The 18754-nt window shown below is 36.2% G+C and carries 19 protein-coding genes; 18 read left to right on the top strand and 1 reads right to left on the bottom strand.

Annotation, left to right across the window (positions count from 1 at the left end):
• Positions 1–959 precede the first annotated feature (959 nt).
• From CPT03_RS07325 to CPT03_RS07345, 5 genes are all read left to right on the top strand, one after another.
• Complete coding sequence (locus tag CPT03_RS07325; RefSeq protein ID WP_099438238.1) at positions 960–1634, top strand: PRC-barrel domain-containing protein; 675 nt, start codon at positions 960–962, stop codon at positions 1632–1634.
• A gap of 17 nt (positions 1635–1651) precedes the next feature.
• Positions 1652–4186 carry a DNA ligase D gene (ligD, locus tag CPT03_RS07330; protein WP_099438239.1) on the top strand — a complete coding sequence of 845 codons (2535 nt, stop codon included), beginning with the start codon at positions 1652–1654 and terminating at the stop codon, positions 4184–4186.
• A gap of 104 nt (positions 4187–4290) precedes the next feature.
• Positions 4291–4617 carry a DUF6686 family protein gene (locus CPT03_RS07335; protein WP_317044343.1) on the top strand — a complete coding sequence of 109 codons (327 nt, stop codon included), beginning with the start codon at positions 4291–4293 and terminating at the stop codon, positions 4615–4617.
• A 61-nt stretch (positions 4618–4678) separates the two neighbouring features.
• Positions 4679–5449, top strand: a complete 771-nt coding sequence (locus CPT03_RS07340) for a Ku protein (RefSeq protein ID WP_099438240.1) — start codon at positions 4679–4681, stop codon at positions 5447–5449.
• Between the two features lie 210 nt (positions 5450–5659).
• Positions 5660–6205 carry a CHRD domain-containing protein gene (locus CPT03_RS07345; protein WP_099438241.1) on the top strand — a complete coding sequence of 182 codons (546 nt, stop codon included), beginning with the start codon at positions 5660–5662 and terminating at the stop codon, positions 6203–6205.
• Positions 6206–6257: 52 nt separating this feature from the next.
• Here CPT03_RS07345 and CPT03_RS07350 read toward each other — a convergent pair whose 3' ends face one another.
• On the bottom strand, positions 6258–6617 hold the full coding sequence (locus tag CPT03_RS07350) for a hypothetical protein (protein ID WP_099438242.1): 360 nt from the start codon (positions 6615–6617) through the stop codon (positions 6258–6260).
• A gap of 481 nt (positions 6618–7098) precedes the next feature.
• On the opposite strand from CPT03_RS07350, the gene CPT03_RS07355 reads away from it, so the two are divergent.
• The 13 genes from CPT03_RS07355 (at position 7099) to CPT03_RS07410 (ending at position 18748) form a co-directional block, all read left to right on the top strand.
• Positions 7099–7617, top strand: a complete 519-nt coding sequence (locus tag CPT03_RS07355) for a UpxY family transcription antiterminator (protein WP_099438243.1) — start codon at positions 7099–7101, stop codon at positions 7615–7617.
• 186 nt (positions 7618–7803) lie between these two features.
• A complete protein-coding gene (locus tag CPT03_RS07360) occupies positions 7804–9987 on the top strand; it encodes a glycosyltransferase (RefSeq protein WP_099438244.1) in 2184 nt (727 codons plus the stop codon).
• A gap of 15 nt (positions 9988–10002) precedes the next feature.
• Complete coding sequence (locus tag CPT03_RS07365) at positions 10003–10752, top strand: capsular polysaccharide synthesis protein (protein ID WP_099438245.1); 750 nt, start codon at positions 10003–10005, stop codon at positions 10750–10752.
• A 9-nt stretch (positions 10753–10761) separates the two neighbouring features.
• Positions 10762–11412 (top strand): FkbM family methyltransferase, encoded by a 651-nt coding sequence (locus CPT03_RS07370; protein WP_099438246.1) that lies wholly within the window; start codon positions 10762–10764, stop codon positions 11410–11412.
• An 18-nt stretch (positions 11413–11430) separates the two neighbouring features.
• Complete coding sequence (locus tag CPT03_RS07375; protein WP_099438247.1) at positions 11431–12042, top strand: DUF4255 domain-containing protein; 612 nt, start codon at positions 11431–11433, stop codon at positions 12040–12042.
• Between the two features lie 22 nt (positions 12043–12064).
• Positions 12065–13105, top strand: coding sequence for a hypothetical protein (locus CPT03_RS07380; RefSeq protein WP_099438248.1), 1041 nt, complete (start codon positions 12065–12067; stop codon positions 13103–13105).
• Positions 13106–13121: 16 nt separating this feature from the next.
• Positions 13122–14693, top strand: coding sequence for a phage tail sheath family protein (locus CPT03_RS07385; protein WP_099438249.1), 1572 nt, complete (start codon positions 13122–13124; stop codon positions 14691–14693).
• Positions 14694–14730: 37 nt separating this feature from the next.
• Positions 14731–15165 carry a phage tail protein gene (locus CPT03_RS07390; protein WP_099438250.1) on the top strand — a complete coding sequence of 145 codons (435 nt, stop codon included), beginning with the start codon at positions 14731–14733 and terminating at the stop codon, positions 15163–15165.
• 11 nt (positions 15166–15176) lie between these two features.
• The gene (locus tag CPT03_RS07395) at positions 15177–15722 is read left to right on the top strand and encodes a phage tail protein (protein WP_099438251.1); all 546 of its coding nucleotides are present in this window, start codon (positions 15177–15179) and stop codon (positions 15720–15722) included.
• A 3-nt stretch (positions 15723–15725) separates the two neighbouring features.
• Complete coding sequence (locus CPT03_RS22900; RefSeq protein ID WP_172954146.1) at positions 15726–15890, top strand: DUF5908 family protein; 165 nt, start codon at positions 15726–15728, stop codon at positions 15888–15890.
• A gap of 2 nt (positions 15891–15892) precedes the next feature.
• A complete protein-coding gene (locus CPT03_RS07400) occupies positions 15893–16609 on the top strand; it encodes a CIS tube protein (protein ID WP_099438252.1) in 717 nt (238 codons plus the stop codon).
• Between the two features lie 7 nt (positions 16610–16616).
• On the top strand, positions 16617–18494 hold the full coding sequence (gene vgrG, locus CPT03_RS07405; RefSeq protein ID WP_099438253.1) for a type VI secretion system tip protein VgrG: 1878 nt from the start codon (positions 16617–16619) through the stop codon (positions 18492–18494).
• Between the two features lie 2 nt (positions 18495–18496).
• Positions 18497–18748, top strand: coding sequence for a hypothetical protein (locus CPT03_RS07410; RefSeq protein ID WP_099438254.1), 252 nt, complete (start codon positions 18497–18499; stop codon positions 18746–18748).
• Positions 18749–18754 lie beyond the last annotated feature (6 nt).

Raw genomic sequence — 18754 nt, forward strand, 5'->3', positions numbered from 1 at the left:
CAAACCTATATATATTCGTCTAAACAAAATATGTATGTAATGGACTAATATTATATTTTTGCAAAATCTTCAAAATATTTGAGGCATTTGGCACTAAGAATCTTGCTCTAGAAACCTGAGAATTTCAATTGCGACAAGAGGATAAGTGAAAAGGTGCTCACGCTTTAAGCGTGGGCTCCCCTTATCGTTGCACGGTCTCTCAGGACCTCTAGAGCGGTAAGCGGGGGTTCCACGCTTTTTGCGTTAAAGAGATTTTAAATCTCAAGTCTTCCTTACCAGATTCCATATAATTTTTATGATCATTACAGAAGAAGATGCCTAAGTGAAATTTTGCCTGGATAATTATTTTTTTTGCGTTTGTTTTGGGAGGTTCAGATCCTTCGGGCATAGTACCATTTTGGTTCGCTACATATTCGACTCTGGTCGAACGAGGGCCGTACAAGGTCAGAGTGAGCATGGTTCTAAAAGCGACTATATTATAGGCCGAAAAATGTGTATTCCCCAAATCTGAACTCAAGCCAAATTCAATCTAATTTTTTTAATAATTAATTCTAAAATTAAATATATAAGAAATTTAAATGCGCTTTTGCGTTTCACAGCACTTATTAACGGAGTATGCGCAATAAGATATATTATGCAGTTTTTGTGATTTTAATATGGTTTTTGAGTGTTAAGCTAGTTAAAGAGTATATGCAGGCTTCGGTCAAGGTGTATTAATCACAAAATTAACATATAGGCTAGATAGTAGCTAAAGTGGTGTTTCATGTGTATGTAGACCAACGGCACACCTATTAGACACCTATGAAACACCTATAAAACAGCTTTTTTTAATAAGTGGTAACCGAGCAGTTGTCAAGCCCTGATACAGAATTGGGTAGATTCTGAATGAACAAATTCAGAGCTGAATTGTTAAAAATATAAGATAGACGATAGATTGTTGAACCTTAATTATTGAAATTATGCAACATAGTGTAAAAAGTCTGATCGGTTTTACTATGGGTGCTACCGATGGAGAAATTGGAAAGGTTGATGAGTTCTATTTTGATGATGAAACCTGGACAATACGTTATCTGGTTGTAAAAACGGGTGGTTGGTTAATGGAACGTAAGGTACTCATCTCTCCCGGAGCTTTAAGAAATCCAGATTGGAAAAGCAGATCATTTCCTGTTGATCTTACTAAAAAACAAGTTAAACACAGTCCTGATATAGACACTGCAAAACCTGTATCCCGACAGCAGGAACTGGCATTATATGATCATTATGAGTGGCCATATGGCGACCCAACAAGTGGGGGATTTTATGGTCAGATGGGTGTGGCAGGCATGATTGATTCAAGAGTACCTTTCGAGGCATCCATTGCAGCAACAGACCTTAAAAGGCAGCCCGGAGATCCACACTTACGAAGTGTAAGCGAAGTGATTGGATATCATATTCATGCCACAAATGGAGAGATAGGGCATGTAGCTGATTTAATGGTTGATGAGCATTTCAAAGTAAGCTTTATGATAGTAGAAACCGGAAGTTGGTTTTCAGAAAGAAAAATTTTGCTATCGCCACAGAGGATAAAAGAAATTAATTGGGCTAATTCATCCGTCGAGGTTGATGTTTCAATGGAAACAGTAAAAGACATGTAAGTACTAAACCTTCTATTATGAGTTTAAAGGAATATGGTAAAAAACGTGATTTTAATAAAACAGCCGAGCCCAAAGCAATTAAAACAAAATCCACAGGAAAGCTTCACTTTGTGATTCAGAAACATGATGCTAGTCGTTTACATTACGATTTCCGCCTGGAGATGGAAGGCGTGTTAAAAAGTTGGGCGGTTCCCAAAGGACCTTCTACAGACCCAAAAACAAAACGTTTAGCAGTAATGGTGGAAGACCATCCCTTTGATTATAAAAACTTTGAAGGCATCATTCCTAAAGGCGAATATGGTGGAGGTACAGTAATTGTTTGGGATGAAGGAACCTATGAACCTATTGAAAAGGTTAAAGGTAAAAAAGCACAGGAGAAATATTTACTTAACCAATTGCATGATGGATCACTCAAAATTATCTTGCATGGCAAGAAATTAAAAGGAGAGTATGCACTTGTAAAAACACAAGGCATGGGAGAAAATGGCTGGTTGTTAATTAAACATAAAGATGAGTACGCCTCGCTGGTTGATATCACTAAAAAGGATACATCGGTGCTGTCTTCACAAACTATAGAGCAAGTAAAAAAGGCAAAGGTTACTGAAGTTTCGGCAGAGGTTAACACGCTATTGAAAAAGGGTAAGAAATCTAAAATTCCAATTGGAATGAAGCCAATGCTGACTACCTTAATAGACAAACCTTTTGACGACCCTAATTGGGTTTATGAGGTTAAATGGGATGGTTATCGTGCATTAGCATTCTGTTTAAAAAATGGAGATGTTCAGTTACTTTCCAGAAATAACAAACAATTCAATGAAAAATTTTATCCAATTTTTAGGATACTTCAGGGCTTAAAACAGGATTTGGTAATTGACGGCGAAATTCTAATAATTAATGATAAAGGTATATCTAGTTTTAAAGATCTTCAAAATTGGCGCAGTGAGGAAGATGGTAAACTGGTTTATTACGTATTCGATATTATCTGGTATGAAGGTAAAGATTTAACAGGACTTCCGCTTAATGTCCGCCAAAAAATACTGGCAGAAGTTTTAGCAAATACCGACGATCATATCAAGATAAGTAAGGTATTTAATGGAGATGGAAATAAATTTTATGAAGCTGCTGTTAAGAAGGGGCTAGAGGGAATTATTGCTAAAAAATCAGACAGCACCTATGCTAAAAATACCCGTTCAAAAGATTGGTTAAAGATTAAAATTAACAAATATCAGGAAGTGGTTATTGCAGGTTACACCAAAAATAGTGGTACATCTAAACAATTTAGCTCACTCTTGCTGGGGGTATACAAAAATAACGAGTTACATTATGTTGGTAAAGTTGGTACTGGTTTTAATGATCATTTTCAGAAAGAGCTAATAGAGAAATTTCGTTCATTGGTTACCGTAAAAAGTCCTTTTTTTGAAGTCCCAAACGTAAATAAGGGATCTCGCTACAAGCCCAATCCTTCCAATACTAAAGTTACCTGGCTTAAGCCAGAATTAGTTTGCGAAGTTTCATTTACAGAGGTAACAGATGATGGCGTATTTCGCCACCCTTCATTTCGTGGCATGCGCATAGATAAAAAAGCTAAGGAGGCAGTTAGAGAAGTTGAAATTGAAACTAAAGGGTTTCTTAACCCTATTGATGAAACGCAGTTACGAAAACTGAATGGGCACCCTCTAAAATTTACCCACTTAAACAAGCTCTACTGGCCAGAAGACAAGGTAACCAAAAGAGAAATGTTTAATTATTATTACCAAGTGGCCGACTATATTTTGCCTCATTTAAAGGATAGGCCTATGTCGTTAAACCGCTTTCCCGGCGGGATTAATAGCAAAGGATTTTATCAGAAAGATGTAAGTGAAATAGCGCCAACCTGGGCCAAAACATTTCCTCACACAACAGAGGATGGTGAACACAAGGAGTATCTGCTTGGAAATGATGAGGCTACATTGCTTTGGATGGCCTCGCTTGGGTGCATAGAAATGAATCCATGGTTTTCCAGAACCCAAACAATTGACAATCCAGATTATTGTGTGATTGATCTGGACCCAGATAAAAACACATTTAATCAGGTAATAGAGGCCGCACAAATAGTAAAAGAGATACTAGACCAGATTGAAATACCGTGCTACGCAAAAACTTCAGGTTCAACAGGCATGCATATTTACATTCCGCTAGGGGCAAAGTACAGTTATGATCAGTCTCAAATGTTTGCCAGGATCATAGTAAATTTAGTGCACCGTGAGATTCCTGCTTTTACCAGTTTAGAACGTATGATTGCTAATCGGAAAGGAAAAATGTATCTGGATTTCTTACAGAACAGACCTGGAGCTACTATTGCGTGCGTTTATTCCCTTAGACCCAAACCTGGGGCCACGGTTTCTATGCCACTTACCTGGGATGAAGTTAAACCGGGAATGACCATGGGTGATTTTACAATCTTCAATGCAATTGATAGAATCAAAGAAACTGGTGATCTATTTAAAGGAACACTTGGAAAGAGTATTGATTTAGTAGTGGCCATTAATAAGGCAAAAAAGATTTTTGGATAAAATATATATTAGTCATTATTTAGAATAATTATAAATAAATAGAAATTATATTACCTTTGATGCAGATGGGGCAAGTGTAATAAAGGATTTATAAAAACAGAGGTATGTGTCAGCCAAGGGTATTAACATCCACAGGAAAAACGGTTATAAGCTGCTGTGCAAGCTGCAAGATGTACTATATATGGCATCACAATCTGGTGCTCAACTTTCCTGCCCAGGGTTTTAGCTCCTTTAAAGATGTTGTTAGTACAATATGTTTTGAAAGCAATTCATTACCATTTCCTGATGGGCAAGATCGCATTATTTTGCATACCCCTAATGATGATATCAGTTTCGCCTTTGATCTAACCGAGTTAGAAGATTTTAGAACAGCTCTTGCAGAAGCGGCATACATGAATGAAGTGTATATGCTGATGGAAAAGGAAAGATAAGTTTACAAGGGTATTCAAACAATTTCATAATCTCACAGTTAATACTTAAAAGATATATATTATGAAATCGATTTGGAAAGGAGCTATTGGCTTTGGCCTTGTAAATATTCCTGTAAAGCTTTACTCAGCTGTGCAGAATAGTAATCTTGATTTCGATATGCTTGATGAAAGAGATCATGCAAGAATAAAATATAAACGTGTAAATGAGAACACTGGCAAAGAAGTTCCGTACGAAAAAATAGTTAAAGGATACCAGCTCAATGAAAATTATATTGTACTTGATGAACATGATTTTGAAGAGGCTAGTCCGGAAAAAACCAAAATTATTGAACTGGAGCAGTTTGTTGACATAAGTGAAATAAACCCAATTTATTACGAAACCTCATATTATACCCAACCAGAAAATCAAGGAAAAAAAGCTTATTCATTGCTATTAAATGCTCTTGTGAAATCAAAAAAAGCAGGAGTGGCCCGATTCGTATTCAGAAACACTGAGAATTTATGTGTTATCCATCCTTTAGATGAGATGTTGGTTGTTACCAAAATCAGATTCGAAGAAGAGATCCGAAGCCCTAAAGAAATTAAACTGAAAATAGAAAAAGGTATAACTAGCAAGGAATTAGAAATTGGTATGGCTTTAATTGCACAATATAGCGGTGATTTTGACATCAGTTCTTTTAAGGATGAGTACCGGGTAGAACTTTTAAGCATAATAAAGGCAAAAGCTAAAGGTAAACGCCCTATTATTAAGAAAATGAAATCTCAGCAAGCCAGCAGCAATGATCTTTATAGCCAATTAATGGAAAGCCTGACTAAGAAAAAGGGGGCTTAGCTTAATAAAATTATGGAGTCCTTTCTTAAATATTCAAAAAATCAGCAAAATCAGTCGAAATAAGTAAACGTTGCCAGGCAACCATTTTTAAATAATTACGTATTATACATTGAAGCGATGATGACAGGACAACTCTAGACCTTCATCCAAGTTATCGCCCTTTATGTACTGTCAATCAGAGTAATTAATTAACAATTTAATTTACTTACTATGAAAACTTATTCAGTCAAACTGTTTTCTGGCATCCTGATGATGGCAGGAATCTTTTTAGTTCTTTATTCAGGCTGTAAAAAGAAAAGCAGTGCACCTGAAATCACCTACAGAACTTATACAGCCACAGTACAGTTAAACGGTTCAAATGAGGTTCCTATGGTTACTACAACAGGAAATGGCACAGCAAACATCACTTATAGCGAGCAATCAAAAACTATTGGCTATACCATTACATGGCAGCTTGGATCTGCAACTGCAACTACTACAGGGATGCACTTTCACGGTGCCGATAATGGCTCCAACTCAACCAGTTCCCCAATTGTAATTGAAATCCCGGGGTTCAGCACTACAAGTTCAGGTACACTTACAGGAAGCACAAGAGCATTAAATGCCACAGAAATCAGTCAGCTTTTAGCAGGAAAATGGTATGTAAATATCCATAGCTCCAACTTTACAAGTGGCGAGATGAGAGGTAATATTGTTTTGGTTGCTGCAAGTACCGGTAACGGTGGAAACAATGGTGGTGGCGGTGGTAACTACTAAATAAAAAAGCTACCCTGAACTATAATCAGAGTAGCTTTTTTATTTAAAAATACTACATTAGCATTCTTTCTGATGATTCTTTTCGAACCAACCTTTTATAATCTTCAAGTAAGGTGATATATTTTTCCATCCAATAATAGACCGATTCTGAATGTGCAGAGCTAAGATCTCTTGAATTAACATTTATATCTTCAGCAAAATTTAAATGTTTTAATTCTCCTTCAAAATCAACTGAAAAATCGTAGTTAATAGCCTTACCAATTTCTAAAATAACATCAGTATGCAATTTCCTTTGTTTAAACCAATTATATAAAGTCCGTCTGTTTACGTTTAAGCGCTTTGATAATTCGCTAATGTTTACGTTTTGTCGTCGAACAGCAAGTTCAACTATTTCTCCGGCGTTATGTTCCATAACTATAATAGTTTTAGATAATACTTAGGTTAAAACGTTAGGGACGTCTTGATTTAATTACATATTGCATTTTAAATTACTGGTTTCCGGAATATTAGAATTAATGAGAGTAGCGTCTATTTAAAATTGGGTAGCTTCTTATCAAAGATATTTAACAAACCAAAATTCCAGACCCTGTTGCTTGTCAAAAAAATACTTTTGATGTTCAGTCTACAATGAAGCAACTTTAATGGTATTCTCTGATTCAAAATACACTATGAATCAAATAACATACTTATAGATAGAAATTTTTATGACATGTGAACATTAAAAGCACTTTTTTGACTATTAGCAGGTGCTCATATTTCCTTTTGTTAAATATCTTTGGTTAAAGGAGCCTATTTAAGTGCTTTATAAATGATTATAAATAACTATTTAGCTCTTAATTAAATTTTATCAATTTTATTATCGTCCAATATATATATCCCTAGTATGTTGAATTATGAAAAATGGATTAGAAAATAATTGGTATATCGTTTATACCTTTCCCAATCTGGAGAAAAAAATCTATAACGAGCTAACAAAAAAGAACATAAAAGCTTATTTGCCATTACAAAATGTGATAAGGCAATGGAGTGATCGTAAAAAGGAAATAAAAATACCAATGTTCCCTAATTATGTTTTTATTAATTCTACAGAAAGGGAGCGTTTTAATCTATTGAAAATAGGAGGGGTATTAAAATTTATAACTTTTGAAGGTAAGCCTGCCGTAGTATCCGAAGATGAAATCTCGAGCATCATGAAATTTGAAACAATGGTTTTTGAGATAGAGACAAATCTTGTTAGTGGTGATGAGGTGATTATTGTTGACGGTCCATTTACAGGCTTACAAGGAAGATTATTTTTAAAAAGGGGAAAAGAACGTCTTGGCGTTCATTTAAGCTCTATTAATCAATCACTTTCTGTTGAAGTGTGTTCGTCTAGTTTAAGAAAAGTTGTAAGTCAAAATAGTTATAACTAACTATTGATGTTAATCAATAAAGGGTTTAGCTTTATTACTATAAGTTCAGCCTCATTTTAAATCTTCTTTTAAGGGGGTCTAATCATTTTACCAAATATATTGAACTTGTTAAAAGGGTGTTAATGTGACAAACCTCTAGCGAAGCTTTATACTTACCACATCTCAAAGTCAGAAATTTTAATAAATATGCTTCCGCTCGTTTCATGTGTGATGCCTACTTATAACCGGAGATTTTTTATTCCGCATGCTATTAAATATTTTCAAAGGCAGGAGTATGAAAATAAAGAGTTAATTATAATTGACGATGGTTCTGATTGTATTCGGGATCTGGTTCCGGAGGCTGATAATATAAAATATATTCGCCTTAACTATAAAATAACTCTGGGCGAAAAACTGAATATAGCTTGCAAGCATGCCTCAGGTGGTATAATAGTTAATTGGGACGACGACGACTGGTATGCTCCTTATAGGATAAAATATCAGGTAAGAGAGTTAAAAAAGAGCAATGCCGATATTTGTGGAATAAATAATTTACTCTACTACGATCCACAAAAAAAAGAAGCTTTTGAATATAAATACCCTATAAATCAGCGTAAATGGTTACTGGGAAGCTCCCTTTGCTACCAACGATCTTACTGGGAAAAGAATCAATATAAAGAAATAAATGTTGGGGTAGACGGCTTATTTGTTTGGGCCGCCCAGCCTGAAAAAGTAACAGCCCTTACGGATTCAACCATGTCTGTACACATGATACATGATCAAAATATTAGTTTCAAAAAAACTTCAGGAGATTGGTGGCATCCATATCCGGTGTTAGACATAGAACGAATAATGAACCTGGATTTAAAGTATTATCCTAATCACGATCAAATTGCTTCAGACAAATGGAATTTAAAAATTGCGAAACGGCCCTTAAAAAATGTTTATGCATGCCTGGTACATGAAAGTATAGATTGTGTAATTGATCTGGTTCGTAATTTGCATTTTCATGATCCATCATCCACCATAATAATCTTTAACAGCAGTGCCGATATTCAATTAAATTCCTGCTCATTTCCTTTTGAGGAATTTGGAGTAATAATACACCCAAATGTTATCAAGGTGCAACATGGCTACTTGCATAATTTCGCACTTGAGTGCATGCAATTTGCAATAGAAAATTGCGCTTTTGATATTTTTACAATTGTAGATTCCGACCAGTTAAGTCTGCAGCCATCATATTCTTCGTTCATGTCCGATTTCTTTTCGCAAAAAAGTAATATCGGGCTTTTGTCAAACAGACCCGAACATATAAACGCAAACAATACTGATGTTTATACTTCTATTCAGGCATTTAAAGAATATGATTTATGGAAACCTTTGCTAAAAACTTTCAAAGATGGGGAGAGCAAATTTGTCCATTGGTCGTTTTGGCCTTCAACAGTGTTCACTTACGATGCAATAAAGGATTTGCTAAAGCTTTTTAAAACCAACTCTATTCTTCAAAACATAATGTCGCATACAAAAATATGGGCAACTGAAGAGATCATACTGCCAACAATGGTTAGTTTACTAGGTTACGATATAGAAATGAACCCTTGTTGCCACGATTTTGTAAATTACAAAAGGGAGTACACAACACAGGAATTAGATTACGCTTTTAGTAATAGTAATGCTTTCTGGATACACCCAATAAATCGGAACTATGATGATCCTCTTAGAAAACATACTCGTAAGCACTTAAATAGCTATGTGCAAAAAGCCAATGGAATTTGTGAGGAAAATATTAGTGAACCATTGTTTTCGCCAGGCCAAATATTAAAAGATATTAAACAAATTCAAGGTTGGCTAAGTGATGGTGAAGCAGAGCTGTTACTTGCCTGTGGCTTAAAGGCCTGTAATCAATTTCCAAATGCGGATTTAGTTGAAGTTGGCAGTTACCATGGCAAGGCAACAATTCTTCTTGGCGCCCTGGCAAAATCAGTATCTGAACTTATAAAAGTTTATTCCATAGATCCGCATACCGGGATACAAGGTTCTGCCGATCAGGGATTAAAGCAATTCGAGCCATCCTTAGATCATTTTAAGAGAAACATAGAAAAAGCCAATCTAAATGAAACAGTGGTTTCGATTGTAGATGAATCTAAAAATGTAACATGGAATACCTCAATTTCTATGTTACTAATTGATGGTTTGCATGATTATTTAAATATTTCAAATGATTTCAGGCAGTTTTCACCCTGGATAGAAACCGGGGGCTATCTTGCATTTCATGACTTTGCTGAATACTTCCCTGATGTAATGGCTTTTGCAAATGAACTTATTTTAAAAAAGAACTACCAAAAAATCGGTCAAACCGATTCTTTATTGATTCTAAAGAAGTTGAATTAAAGCACTCAAACAAAGATGACTAATCTGAAAAATAAAAACTTACCAGTATGGCTATATTGGGAAGGTGAGCTTCCTGAATGGATTAAATCCTGCCAGAAAACAGTATTTGCACATACAGATAATGTACAATTGTTAACCCCTGAGCTTTTTGCTGAATTGCGTGATTGTGACCTGGACATCAAGATTGAGGATTTATATGTGGCACATAGGGCAGATTTTATAAGAGCCTTTTTACTTAAAAAATTTGGCGGATTGTGGATCGATTCCGATTGTGTTGTTATTAAATCAATACAACCTTTAATAGATATTCTAAACATGTACGACTTTGTTGGTTATAGGGAACGCTCTGGCGATGTAACCAATAATTTTATGGGGGCATCATTGAATAGTACTATTGCCTCTAATTACTATAACCGGGTTTGTAAAATCCTCCGTTCCGGACAACAAATTAATTGGTTAACAATTGGGTCTGAAGCATTAACGGCTACTCTAAGTGAGGGAAAGGCTTCATGGTATGAATTAAAGGTTGAACAGATTCAACCAGTTTGCTGGAGCAATCCTGCTGCATTTTTTAAAAAAGGTAATGATGTGGTACATCAGCAAATGCTTAATCCAGATTCCTTTTGTTACATGGTATCTGCCAATATGGTTAGAGGTTATCTCGAAGAAAATCAATATCCGGATATACTTGATAATGATACATTTTTCAGCTTCTTATTAAGAACCTCGGAAGCTAATAAAAAGACAAATTCCGCTTTTGCTTAATATACAATTATGATGAATGAAGTTTTGAATATTGTTTACAGAAAAGACACTGATGATGATCAGTGGGTTATACCTGAAGTTATTGACCAGGATATGTATTGTATTAAAAGTCGATTAGCTCCCATAGAGCCTGTAGCTCAAAGTTATGTAATAGATTGCGGCGCCCATATTGGAGCATTTTCTATAATGTGCGCCAAATACTTAAAAAATGTTGATGTTATTTCCTTTGAACCAAACCCGGATAGTTTTTGGTACCTAAATGAAAACGCCAAAATATTTGGAAAAATTAAAGCCTTGAACAAGGCTGTTTCAATAACAAACGGGACATTAAATCTCTATTCGCCAGATCAAAGTGAATGGAGTGGTAGATGGACATCTATACCGAATTCAAACGATTTTTTATCCGTTGAATCTGTAGGGTTATTTCCCTTTATTAATGCGCTAGACAGAGATGTTTTTATACTTAAGTTAGACATTGAAGGGTATGAAGAATTTTTAATTGAAGCTTCTAAAGAAGAGGACCTGAAAAAGATACATACCATTATCATTGAAACACATACTGATAATTTTAATCATCAAAAATTAAAGGATTACGGTTATAGTTTACTCTTTAACCCAGATATCTCTGCCGCAAGGCAATTTGTTTATTCAAAGAATTGATCCATTTATTTCATAGAAATGCTACGTACCGCACTTGAATTTTTGTCAGATGAGCTTAACGCTTATCTTAAACGCAAGGACGCCACCAACTTTGGGAATGATGATACTGTTATCATTTCATCGCTCATGACTCCAGATGGTACATTTGCTGTTGTATCTGATGGCAACGACGTGTCTAAGATCATTTTAACATTGGTCAATCTAGAAGAAGACCGCATTTCTGAAGCACAGTACAATTACAGGAAGGCTGATGATAAAATTCAAGTAGTTAACCCTCCGGTTAACCTGAATATCTTTGTTGCCTTTTGTGTATTTGCTAATAACTATTCAACTGCATTACGACTTCTATCTTATGTGATTTCATTTTTCCAGGGAAATCAGGTTTTTGACAGTGATAAGTATCCCGGTATTAATTCAAAGGTCGACAATGATAAACCCTGGCAAAAAATAGGACGCCTGCTTGTTAATTTACACCCCATTACTTTTGAACAGCAAAATAACCTTTGGGCAACGCTTGGAGCTAAGTACATGCCTAGCGTTATTTACAAAATCAGAACCATGAGCTTCATTGATCTTGAACCTAAAATGGAAGCTCCACCAATTACAGAAGTTACAATTAGCGATAATTAAGTTAACCTTCAATCTTTTTGCGATGATAAAAATCAAATACAAAGCCCTATTCTCAATAGACTTTCGCCATACCTTTTACAGCTCTGGTAATTGTCCTGATATTGCTTTGTTACCTTCCCAAAGCTGTGCTGCGTTGATAAAATCCTTGGGGTTGCATTTTCTACCCGGCGATTTTGGTGGTAAATTATATGCTAAGGTTGATAGTACTGATGTGATTAATAATCCTTTAGCCGAGGGAACAAAATTTACTTTTCTGCTAAAGCTTAAAAATAATCTGTTCGAAAACATTACAGATATTAATGCTATCAAACCAGCTGGCAGCCACTATTATTTTAATAACCTTGTTCCAAATTTATCAGCAACCGAACCACTTCTAGTTGCCAATCAAACCAGTAAGATTGTTTCTGAAGCAGATTTACTTCCCTTTGTAAGCAATACTTTTTCTTTTGCACACAATAGTAATCTTGCAAACCAAACCGGAAAACTGGAGTTTACCGACAGCGGAGAAAGTTTAAGCCAGTTGTTAGATAACTCAAATAATACCTACAACTTCTCTTTCGATCTTAATAAATCAAACGGAGGAAGAACACGATTTTTAATTGACGGTGTTGTTAAAACTTCATTTTATACAATCAGTCCAAATGAACTTTCTGATGTATTTGGAGTAGTTGAAATTTTTTACAAAAGCAATTTAAATTCAGCATACCAATTTCAAAACAATAATAATTCAATAAGTACAAAAAGCTATAAAATCCCATTTACAAATCGCTCAACAAAATGGAGATACATTATTACCAAGCAATTTAACTCATCTATTACTACTGTTAAAGTAGCCAAAACAAATGGTTCACCAATAGATTTTACATTGCTTGGAAGCTCACCACCCGGCAAGTTCATTTTTACCTCCAATAATGTACTTCCACTTAAGCAAGAATCAATTACAGGTATTAAATTGACAGATGGATCAAATAAAGTGATCATAGCCAATTTACCCAATCCTCCTTTAAATCTCATAAGAACAGAAGGTTCTGATACTTTCTCGGATATTTTAATCACAATCTAATTAAAACCCTACCAACATGGCAGATGTATTTAAAACCCCTGGGGTCTATATACGCGAGATCCCAACGTTTCCACCTTCTGTAGCTGAAGTGGAAACCGCTATTCCTGCATTCATCGGTTATACTGAGAAAGCAACCTTTAATGGTAAGGATCTTACAATGATCCCCCAGCGAATTAGTTCATTGTTAGAGTATGAACAACTATTTGGTCAGGCTCAGAAAGAAACGGCGTTTACTGTAACCATTACAGACACCACCAACTCTGATTCTTCAATTGCACGAACTATCTCAATTGATAAGGCTGCTGCTACAAGTTCAAGATTTAAATTGTACTATGGTCTGCAAATGTATTTCGCTAATGGTGGAGGTCCATGCTATGTAGTATCAGTGGGTCTTTATCCTTCATCGGCACCTTCTGATACTGATGTTACATCTCAAAAACTTCAAGATGGTTTAGCAGCCATAGCGAAAGTTGATGAGCCGACTTTGCTTCTTTTCCCGGATGGACCATCGTTAGATTCGTCGAGCTATTATTCACTGATTAACCAGGCATTAAATCAATGCTTCTTACTTCAGGATAGGTTTACAATTATCGATGTAATACAAGCAAAGGGTACTCCAAACGACATTAACAGTTCGGCAGATGACTTTAGAAACGCCGCAACCCTTGGCAGTAACCTTGATCTGATAAAATATGGTGCTGCTTATTTTCCTTATCTGGAAACCATATTGAATTATAGATTTGATGACAAAGACATTAACGTAGTCTATAAAACAGTTATTAGTGGAGTAGAGGCAACAGAAACTGTAGAAACTGATGGTGATCCTGGAAATATTAGTCTGGCTAGTATTCAAAATCCGGCATCTAACATAAAAGAGTCGCTAAAAAAAGGGCTTAACCTTCAAAAACCGGCACCCACTGTACCAACTTCACCAGTTACCCCACCAGAGGTTACCGGCAATACAGAGCTTTACAACCTGATAAAGCTTCAATTGCAAAAAATAAATATTGTTATGCCACCTTCATCAACAATTGCCGGAATCTATGCTGCTGTTGATAGTTCAAGAGGTGTTTGGAAAGCACCGGCTAATGTTTCATTGTCTTATGTAAATGCGGCATCATTAAAGATTTCTCATCAGGATCAAATGTCATTAAATGTTGATCCAACTTCTGGTAAATCAATAAATGCAATAAGGTATTTTACAGGTAAAGGAGTTATGGTTTGGGGAGCCAGAACCTTAGCAGGTAATGACAATGAATGGCGCTATGTGCCGGTACGCAGGTTCTTTATTTTTGCAGAAGAATCTATTAAAAAAGGCACTGAGTGGGTTGTTTTTGAACCAAACGATGCAAATACCTGGGTTAGGGTTAGGGCGATGATTGAGAACTTCCTTATTAAACAATGGAGGGCCGGAGCACTTGCAGGCGCTAAACCGGAACATGCATTCTTTGTTAGGGTTGGCCTTGGTGTAACTATGACCGCACTTGACATATTAGAAGGCAGAATGAATATTGAAATAGGCATGGCGGTAGTTCGTCCGGCAGAGTTCATAATACTCAAATTCTCTCACAAACTTCAGGAATCTTAATTAATCGGCTTTAAAAGCTCATCTAAAATTAAATAAAATGGCAACTTATCCACTACCAAAGTTTCATTTCCAGGTTGACTGGGGTGGAACCAAAATTGGCTTTACGGAAGTAAGCGGATTAAATATTGAAAATAAATTAATTGAATACCGCGATGGCGCATCGCCAGAGTTCAGTAAAATTAAAATGCCCGGCATGCGGGAATTTAGTAACATTACACTAAAACGGGGAGTGTTTGCCGGAGATAATGAATTTTATCAATGGTTAAATACCATAAGCCTGAATACGGTTGAAAGAAGGGATGTAGTTATTAAACTACTTAATGAAAACCACGAACCTGTGGTAACCTGGAAAATTAAAAATGCCTTTCCAATTAAAATACAAAGTACTGATTTAAAGGCAGACGGAAGCGAGGTTGCCATTGAGCAGCTTGATTTGGCCCACGAGGGTTTAACTATACAAAATGGTGATTAACAAGCAATATTATGAGCTTAATCAGTGGTATTATTGATGGATTAATTTATCCTCCTGTAGGCTTCCATTTTCTGGTTGTATTTGAAATGTTTCCACAAACACCCCAGGATGTACGTTTTCAAAGCGTAAACGGGTTAAGTGCAAGCATTACCACAGAAACTGTGGCCGAGGGCGGAGAAAACAGGTTTAAACATCAGTTTCCAGGTGTTCCGCAGTATAATAAACTTGTATTGAAGCGTGGATTGTTTTTGGGCTCCTTTGTAAGTCATTGGTGTAGGGATAGCATTGAGAACTTCAATTTTCAGCCCAAAAACATTCTTATAAGCCTATTGAATGATAGTCATATCCCATTAAATGTATGGCATGTTTTTAATGCATACCCTACAAAAATTGACATCTCTGAATTCAATGCTGAGCAAAATACTATGGTAGTTGAAACATTGGAACTAACCTACCAATACTTTAAGCCAATGGGTCTGGATGATTTATTGATGGGCGCTGTAGGTGCCGTAGGTGGGGCCATAAGTGGAGGTGTATCTGGATCAGTAAGTTTTTAAGTTATGCCGATAATAATAAACGAGATCGAAATTTCTGTAACCGTTTCTGATGATACATCAGCTTCAGGTGGCGCTCCACAGGGTGTTAATATGCCAGCAAAGGAAGAGATTATCAAAGAATGTGTTGAGCAGGTTATGGAAATTCTTAAACAAAAAAATGAACGCTGACAATGGGAATTCTTGATGCTTTAAACCCCTTTATGCCCGCCGATAAGCTTAAAATAGAATCATGGGAAAAAATTGATCGGGCAGGAGATTCTGAGAAAACATTTTCTACTTTCATTAATCCTGATGAGATTACGCTAAATTATAGCGTTTTATCGGAGCAGAATTCTGCGAGCGGAGCAACCGGAAATGCAGGCGCATTTCTTGGCACTACACCATTTGAAGTAACATTAAAGTTTTTTCTAGATGGTACAAATGCAACAGGTGTTCCGCTTGATGTAAAGGATAAGATTATTGAATTTTATCAAACTACAGGCTATGACGGCAAAGGACACAGAACAAGATTTTTACGTATTAAATGGCCTGGCTTAATTTGGTACAGAGCCAATCAATTTGCTTTTGATTGTATCTTAAAATCTGCCAACATTCAGTACAAGCTATTTAACAATGGCGGAAAACCACTTAGGGCAATTATTACAGCAACTTTTATTGAAAAAAGAACGAAGGAGCAAATTGAAGCCGAAGAGGATAAAAAATCAGCAGATCTTACCCATATCCGTATTGTAAAAGAAGGCGATACTTTGCCTGCAATGGTTCATAAAATTTACGGCAACTTTAAGTATTACCTGCAGGTAGCAAAGGTTAATAACCTAAAAAATTTCAGGGATTTAATACCCGGACAAAAATTGATTTTCCCTCCTTTTGAAAAGAACTTAAAGTAACTGAGCAATGGCCGAAGAAAGAATAATTCCTGAAATTGAGTCGGTAACCGAGTTTAAGCTCAAAATAAACGGCACTGAGGTACCACAGTCGGTAGAAAAACAATCTGTGTTTGTTACCAAGGTTGTAAATAAAATATCCTCAGCAATTCTGGTTTTTCAGGACGGAGATGCCTCAGATGGAATATTTCCTTTAACTGATGGAGATTTGTTTAGTCCGGGCAATGAGATAGAAATTGAAGCCGGAGATCCGGACACTACCGTAAATATATTTAAAGGAATTATAATTAAGCAGTCACTAAAAATAAGAAATGGCATGGCGCCATTGCTTACAGTGGAGTGTAAACACAAAGCAGTAAAAACAACAATTGGGAGAAAAAATGCATATTTCCACGCACTCACTGATTCGGATATTATTACGCAAGTTTTAAATGATGCAGATTTTACTGATATCCAAATTGAATCTACCAATGTTACCCACAAAGAAATGGTTCAATACAATTCAACTGATTGGGATTTTATTTTAAGCAGAGCCGAAGCGAATGGAAATATTGTGCTTACTAATGATGAAAATATCATTACCAAGAAACCTACAGTAACCGGAGATGCAGTTCTTTCCCTTTTACATGGAGCAACAATTATAGAACTGGATGCTGAGATGGATAGCAGAAATCAATATACATCAGTAATCAGCAAAGCTTGGGATATGGCTAATCAGGAAATTACTGAATCCACAGCAACCGATCCTTCAGATTTAGAAGAACAAGGAAGCTTTAGTGCTACAGATCTGGCATCAGTTGCTGGCCCAGGCGAATTCTATTTAAATCACTCAGGTTCTATAAATCAACAAGAAACACAAGCCTGGGCAGACGCAGAATTACTGAGATCGAGATTATCTAAAATAAGGGGTAGAGTGAAATTTCAAGGCATCTCAAACATAAATCCGGGAGATGTGGTAGAATTGAATGGTCTTGGCGAGCGTTTTAATGGAAAAGCATTTGTTAGTGGCATCAGACATGAGTACACTTTATCAAACGGATGGAAAACACATGCACAATTTGGTCATAGTCCGGATGCATTCATAGAGGAAAACAATGTTGTTGCACCAAAAGCAGCCGGATTGTTACCCGGTGTAATTGGGTTACATACAGGTATTGTAACTGACAATGAGGATCCTGACGGCGAACAGCGTGTTCGTGTAAAGATGCCTTACATTAATGCCGATGATGATGGGGTATGGGCACGAATTGCTTTAACAGATGCCGGTGATGACAGGGGGATGTTTTTTAGGCCAGAGCTTGGAGACGAGGTATTACTAGGATTTCTATACGACGACCCTCGTCAGCCTGTTATTTTAGGTATGCTTCATAGCTCTAACAAAGTTCCGCCAATACAACCTTCAAACGATAACCATCAAAAGGGCTATACTTCACGCGAAAAAATGAAGTTAACTTTTGATGATGATATCAAGGAAATTAAAATAGAAACTCCTGGAGAAAACAAAGTATTCATTAGTGATGATAAACAAGGTTTTAGTGTTGAAGATCAGAGCGGAAATAAGATCATTACTGAACCATCCAATATTACCATAAAAGATTCGGTAGGAAACGAAATAAATATAGATATAAATGGAGGGCTGATAAAGGTACATGCAAATACAAAAGTGATTGTAGATGCCCCTCAGATAGAGTTGGTTGACGGGGCCTCTCATCCGCTGGTATTTGGAGATGAGCTACTTACTTATCTTAATCAGATTGTAAACATATATGCTACACACATGCACCCCGGAGAAACCGCATTAGGAATGCCTGTAAGTCCGGCACCACCTGTCCCTCCAATGCCACCCGCAACTCCAAGTTTATTGTCAGTAAAAGTTAAAACAGGATAATTATGGCCTTAATTCCAGGAACCCCATCAAACCTTGCCTCAAGTATGGCAGAAGCAATACAGACTGCATTTAATAATCATTATCCGGAAGTAATGGGAAAAAATTCGCCCGAAACCAATAAGCAAATGACACTTTTATGTGTAGCAGTAGCGGAAGGTGTAATTAATCATTTAAAAGCCCATCCAGAGGCATTTGTAATTAAAACCAAATTCAATGATGACACATTGTACAATGCTGTAGTTGAAATTATTTAACGTGTA

The sequence above is a fragment of the Pedobacter ginsengisoli genome (assembly GCF_002736205.1).
GTDB lineage: Bacteria > Bacteroidota > Bacteroidia > Sphingobacteriales > Sphingobacteriaceae > Pedobacter > Pedobacter ginsengisoli_A.

Bases quoted from the DNA above. Each gene is read 5' to 3' on its own strand.
- CPT03_RS07350 (WP_099438242.1), bottom strand. From the start codon at position 6,617: ATGGAACATAACGCCGGAGAAATAGTTGAACTTGCTGTTCGACGACAA.
- CPT03_RS07360 (WP_099438244.1), top strand. From the start codon at position 7,804: ATGCTTCCGCTCGTTTCATGTGTGATGCCTACTTATAACCGGAGATTT.
- CPT03_RS07395 (WP_099438251.1), top strand. From the start codon at position 15,177: ATGAGCTTAATCAGTGGTATTATTGATGGATTAATTTATCCTCCTGTA.
- CPT03_RS07355 (WP_099438243.1), top strand. From the start codon at position 7,099: ATGAAAAATGGATTAGAAAATAATTGGTATATCGTTTATACCTTTCCC.
- CPT03_RS22900 (WP_172954146.1), top strand. From the start codon at position 15,726: ATGCCGATAATAATAAACGAGATCGAAATTTCTGTAACCGTTTCTGAT.
- CPT03_RS07410 (WP_099438254.1), top strand. From the start codon at position 18,497: ATGGCCTTAATTCCAGGAACCCCATCAAACCTTGCCTCAAGTATGGCA.
- CPT03_RS07340 (WP_099438240.1), top strand. From the start codon at position 4,679: ATGAAATCGATTTGGAAAGGAGCTATTGGCTTTGGCCTTGTAAATATT.
- CPT03_RS07345 (WP_099438241.1), top strand. From the start codon at position 5,660: ATGAAAACTTATTCAGTCAAACTGTTTTCTGGCATCCTGATGATGGCA.
- CPT03_RS07365 (WP_099438245.1), top strand. From the start codon at position 10,003: ATGACTAATCTGAAAAATAAAAACTTACCAGTATGGCTATATTGGGAA.
- CPT03_RS07375 (WP_099438247.1), top strand. From the start codon at position 11,431: ATGCTACGTACCGCACTTGAATTTTTGTCAGATGAGCTTAACGCTTAT.
- CPT03_RS07370 (WP_099438246.1), top strand. From the start codon at position 10,762: ATGATGAATGAAGTTTTGAATATTGTTTACAGAAAAGACACTGATGAT.
- vgrG (WP_099438253.1), top strand. From the start codon at position 16,617: ATGGCCGAAGAAAGAATAATTCCTGAAATTGAGTCGGTAACCGAGTTT.
- CPT03_RS07335 (WP_317044343.1), top strand. From the start codon at position 4,291: ATGTGTCAGCCAAGGGTATTAACATCCACAGGAAAAACGGTTATAAGC.
- CPT03_RS07400 (WP_099438252.1), top strand. From the start codon at position 15,893: ATGGGAATTCTTGATGCTTTAAACCCCTTTATGCCCGCCGATAAGCTT.
- CPT03_RS07380 (WP_099438248.1), top strand. From the start codon at position 12,065: ATGATAAAAATCAAATACAAAGCCCTATTCTCAATAGACTTTCGCCAT.
- CPT03_RS07385 (WP_099438249.1), top strand. From the start codon at position 13,122: ATGGCAGATGTATTTAAAACCCCTGGGGTCTATATACGCGAGATCCCA.
- CPT03_RS07390 (WP_099438250.1), top strand. From the start codon at position 14,731: ATGGCAACTTATCCACTACCAAAGTTTCATTTCCAGGTTGACTGGGGT.
- CPT03_RS07325 (WP_099438238.1), top strand. From the start codon at position 960: ATGCAACATAGTGTAAAAAGTCTGATCGGTTTTACTATGGGTGCTACC.
- ligD (WP_099438239.1), top strand. From the start codon at position 1,652: ATGAGTTTAAAGGAATATGGTAAAAAACGTGATTTTAATAAAACAGCC.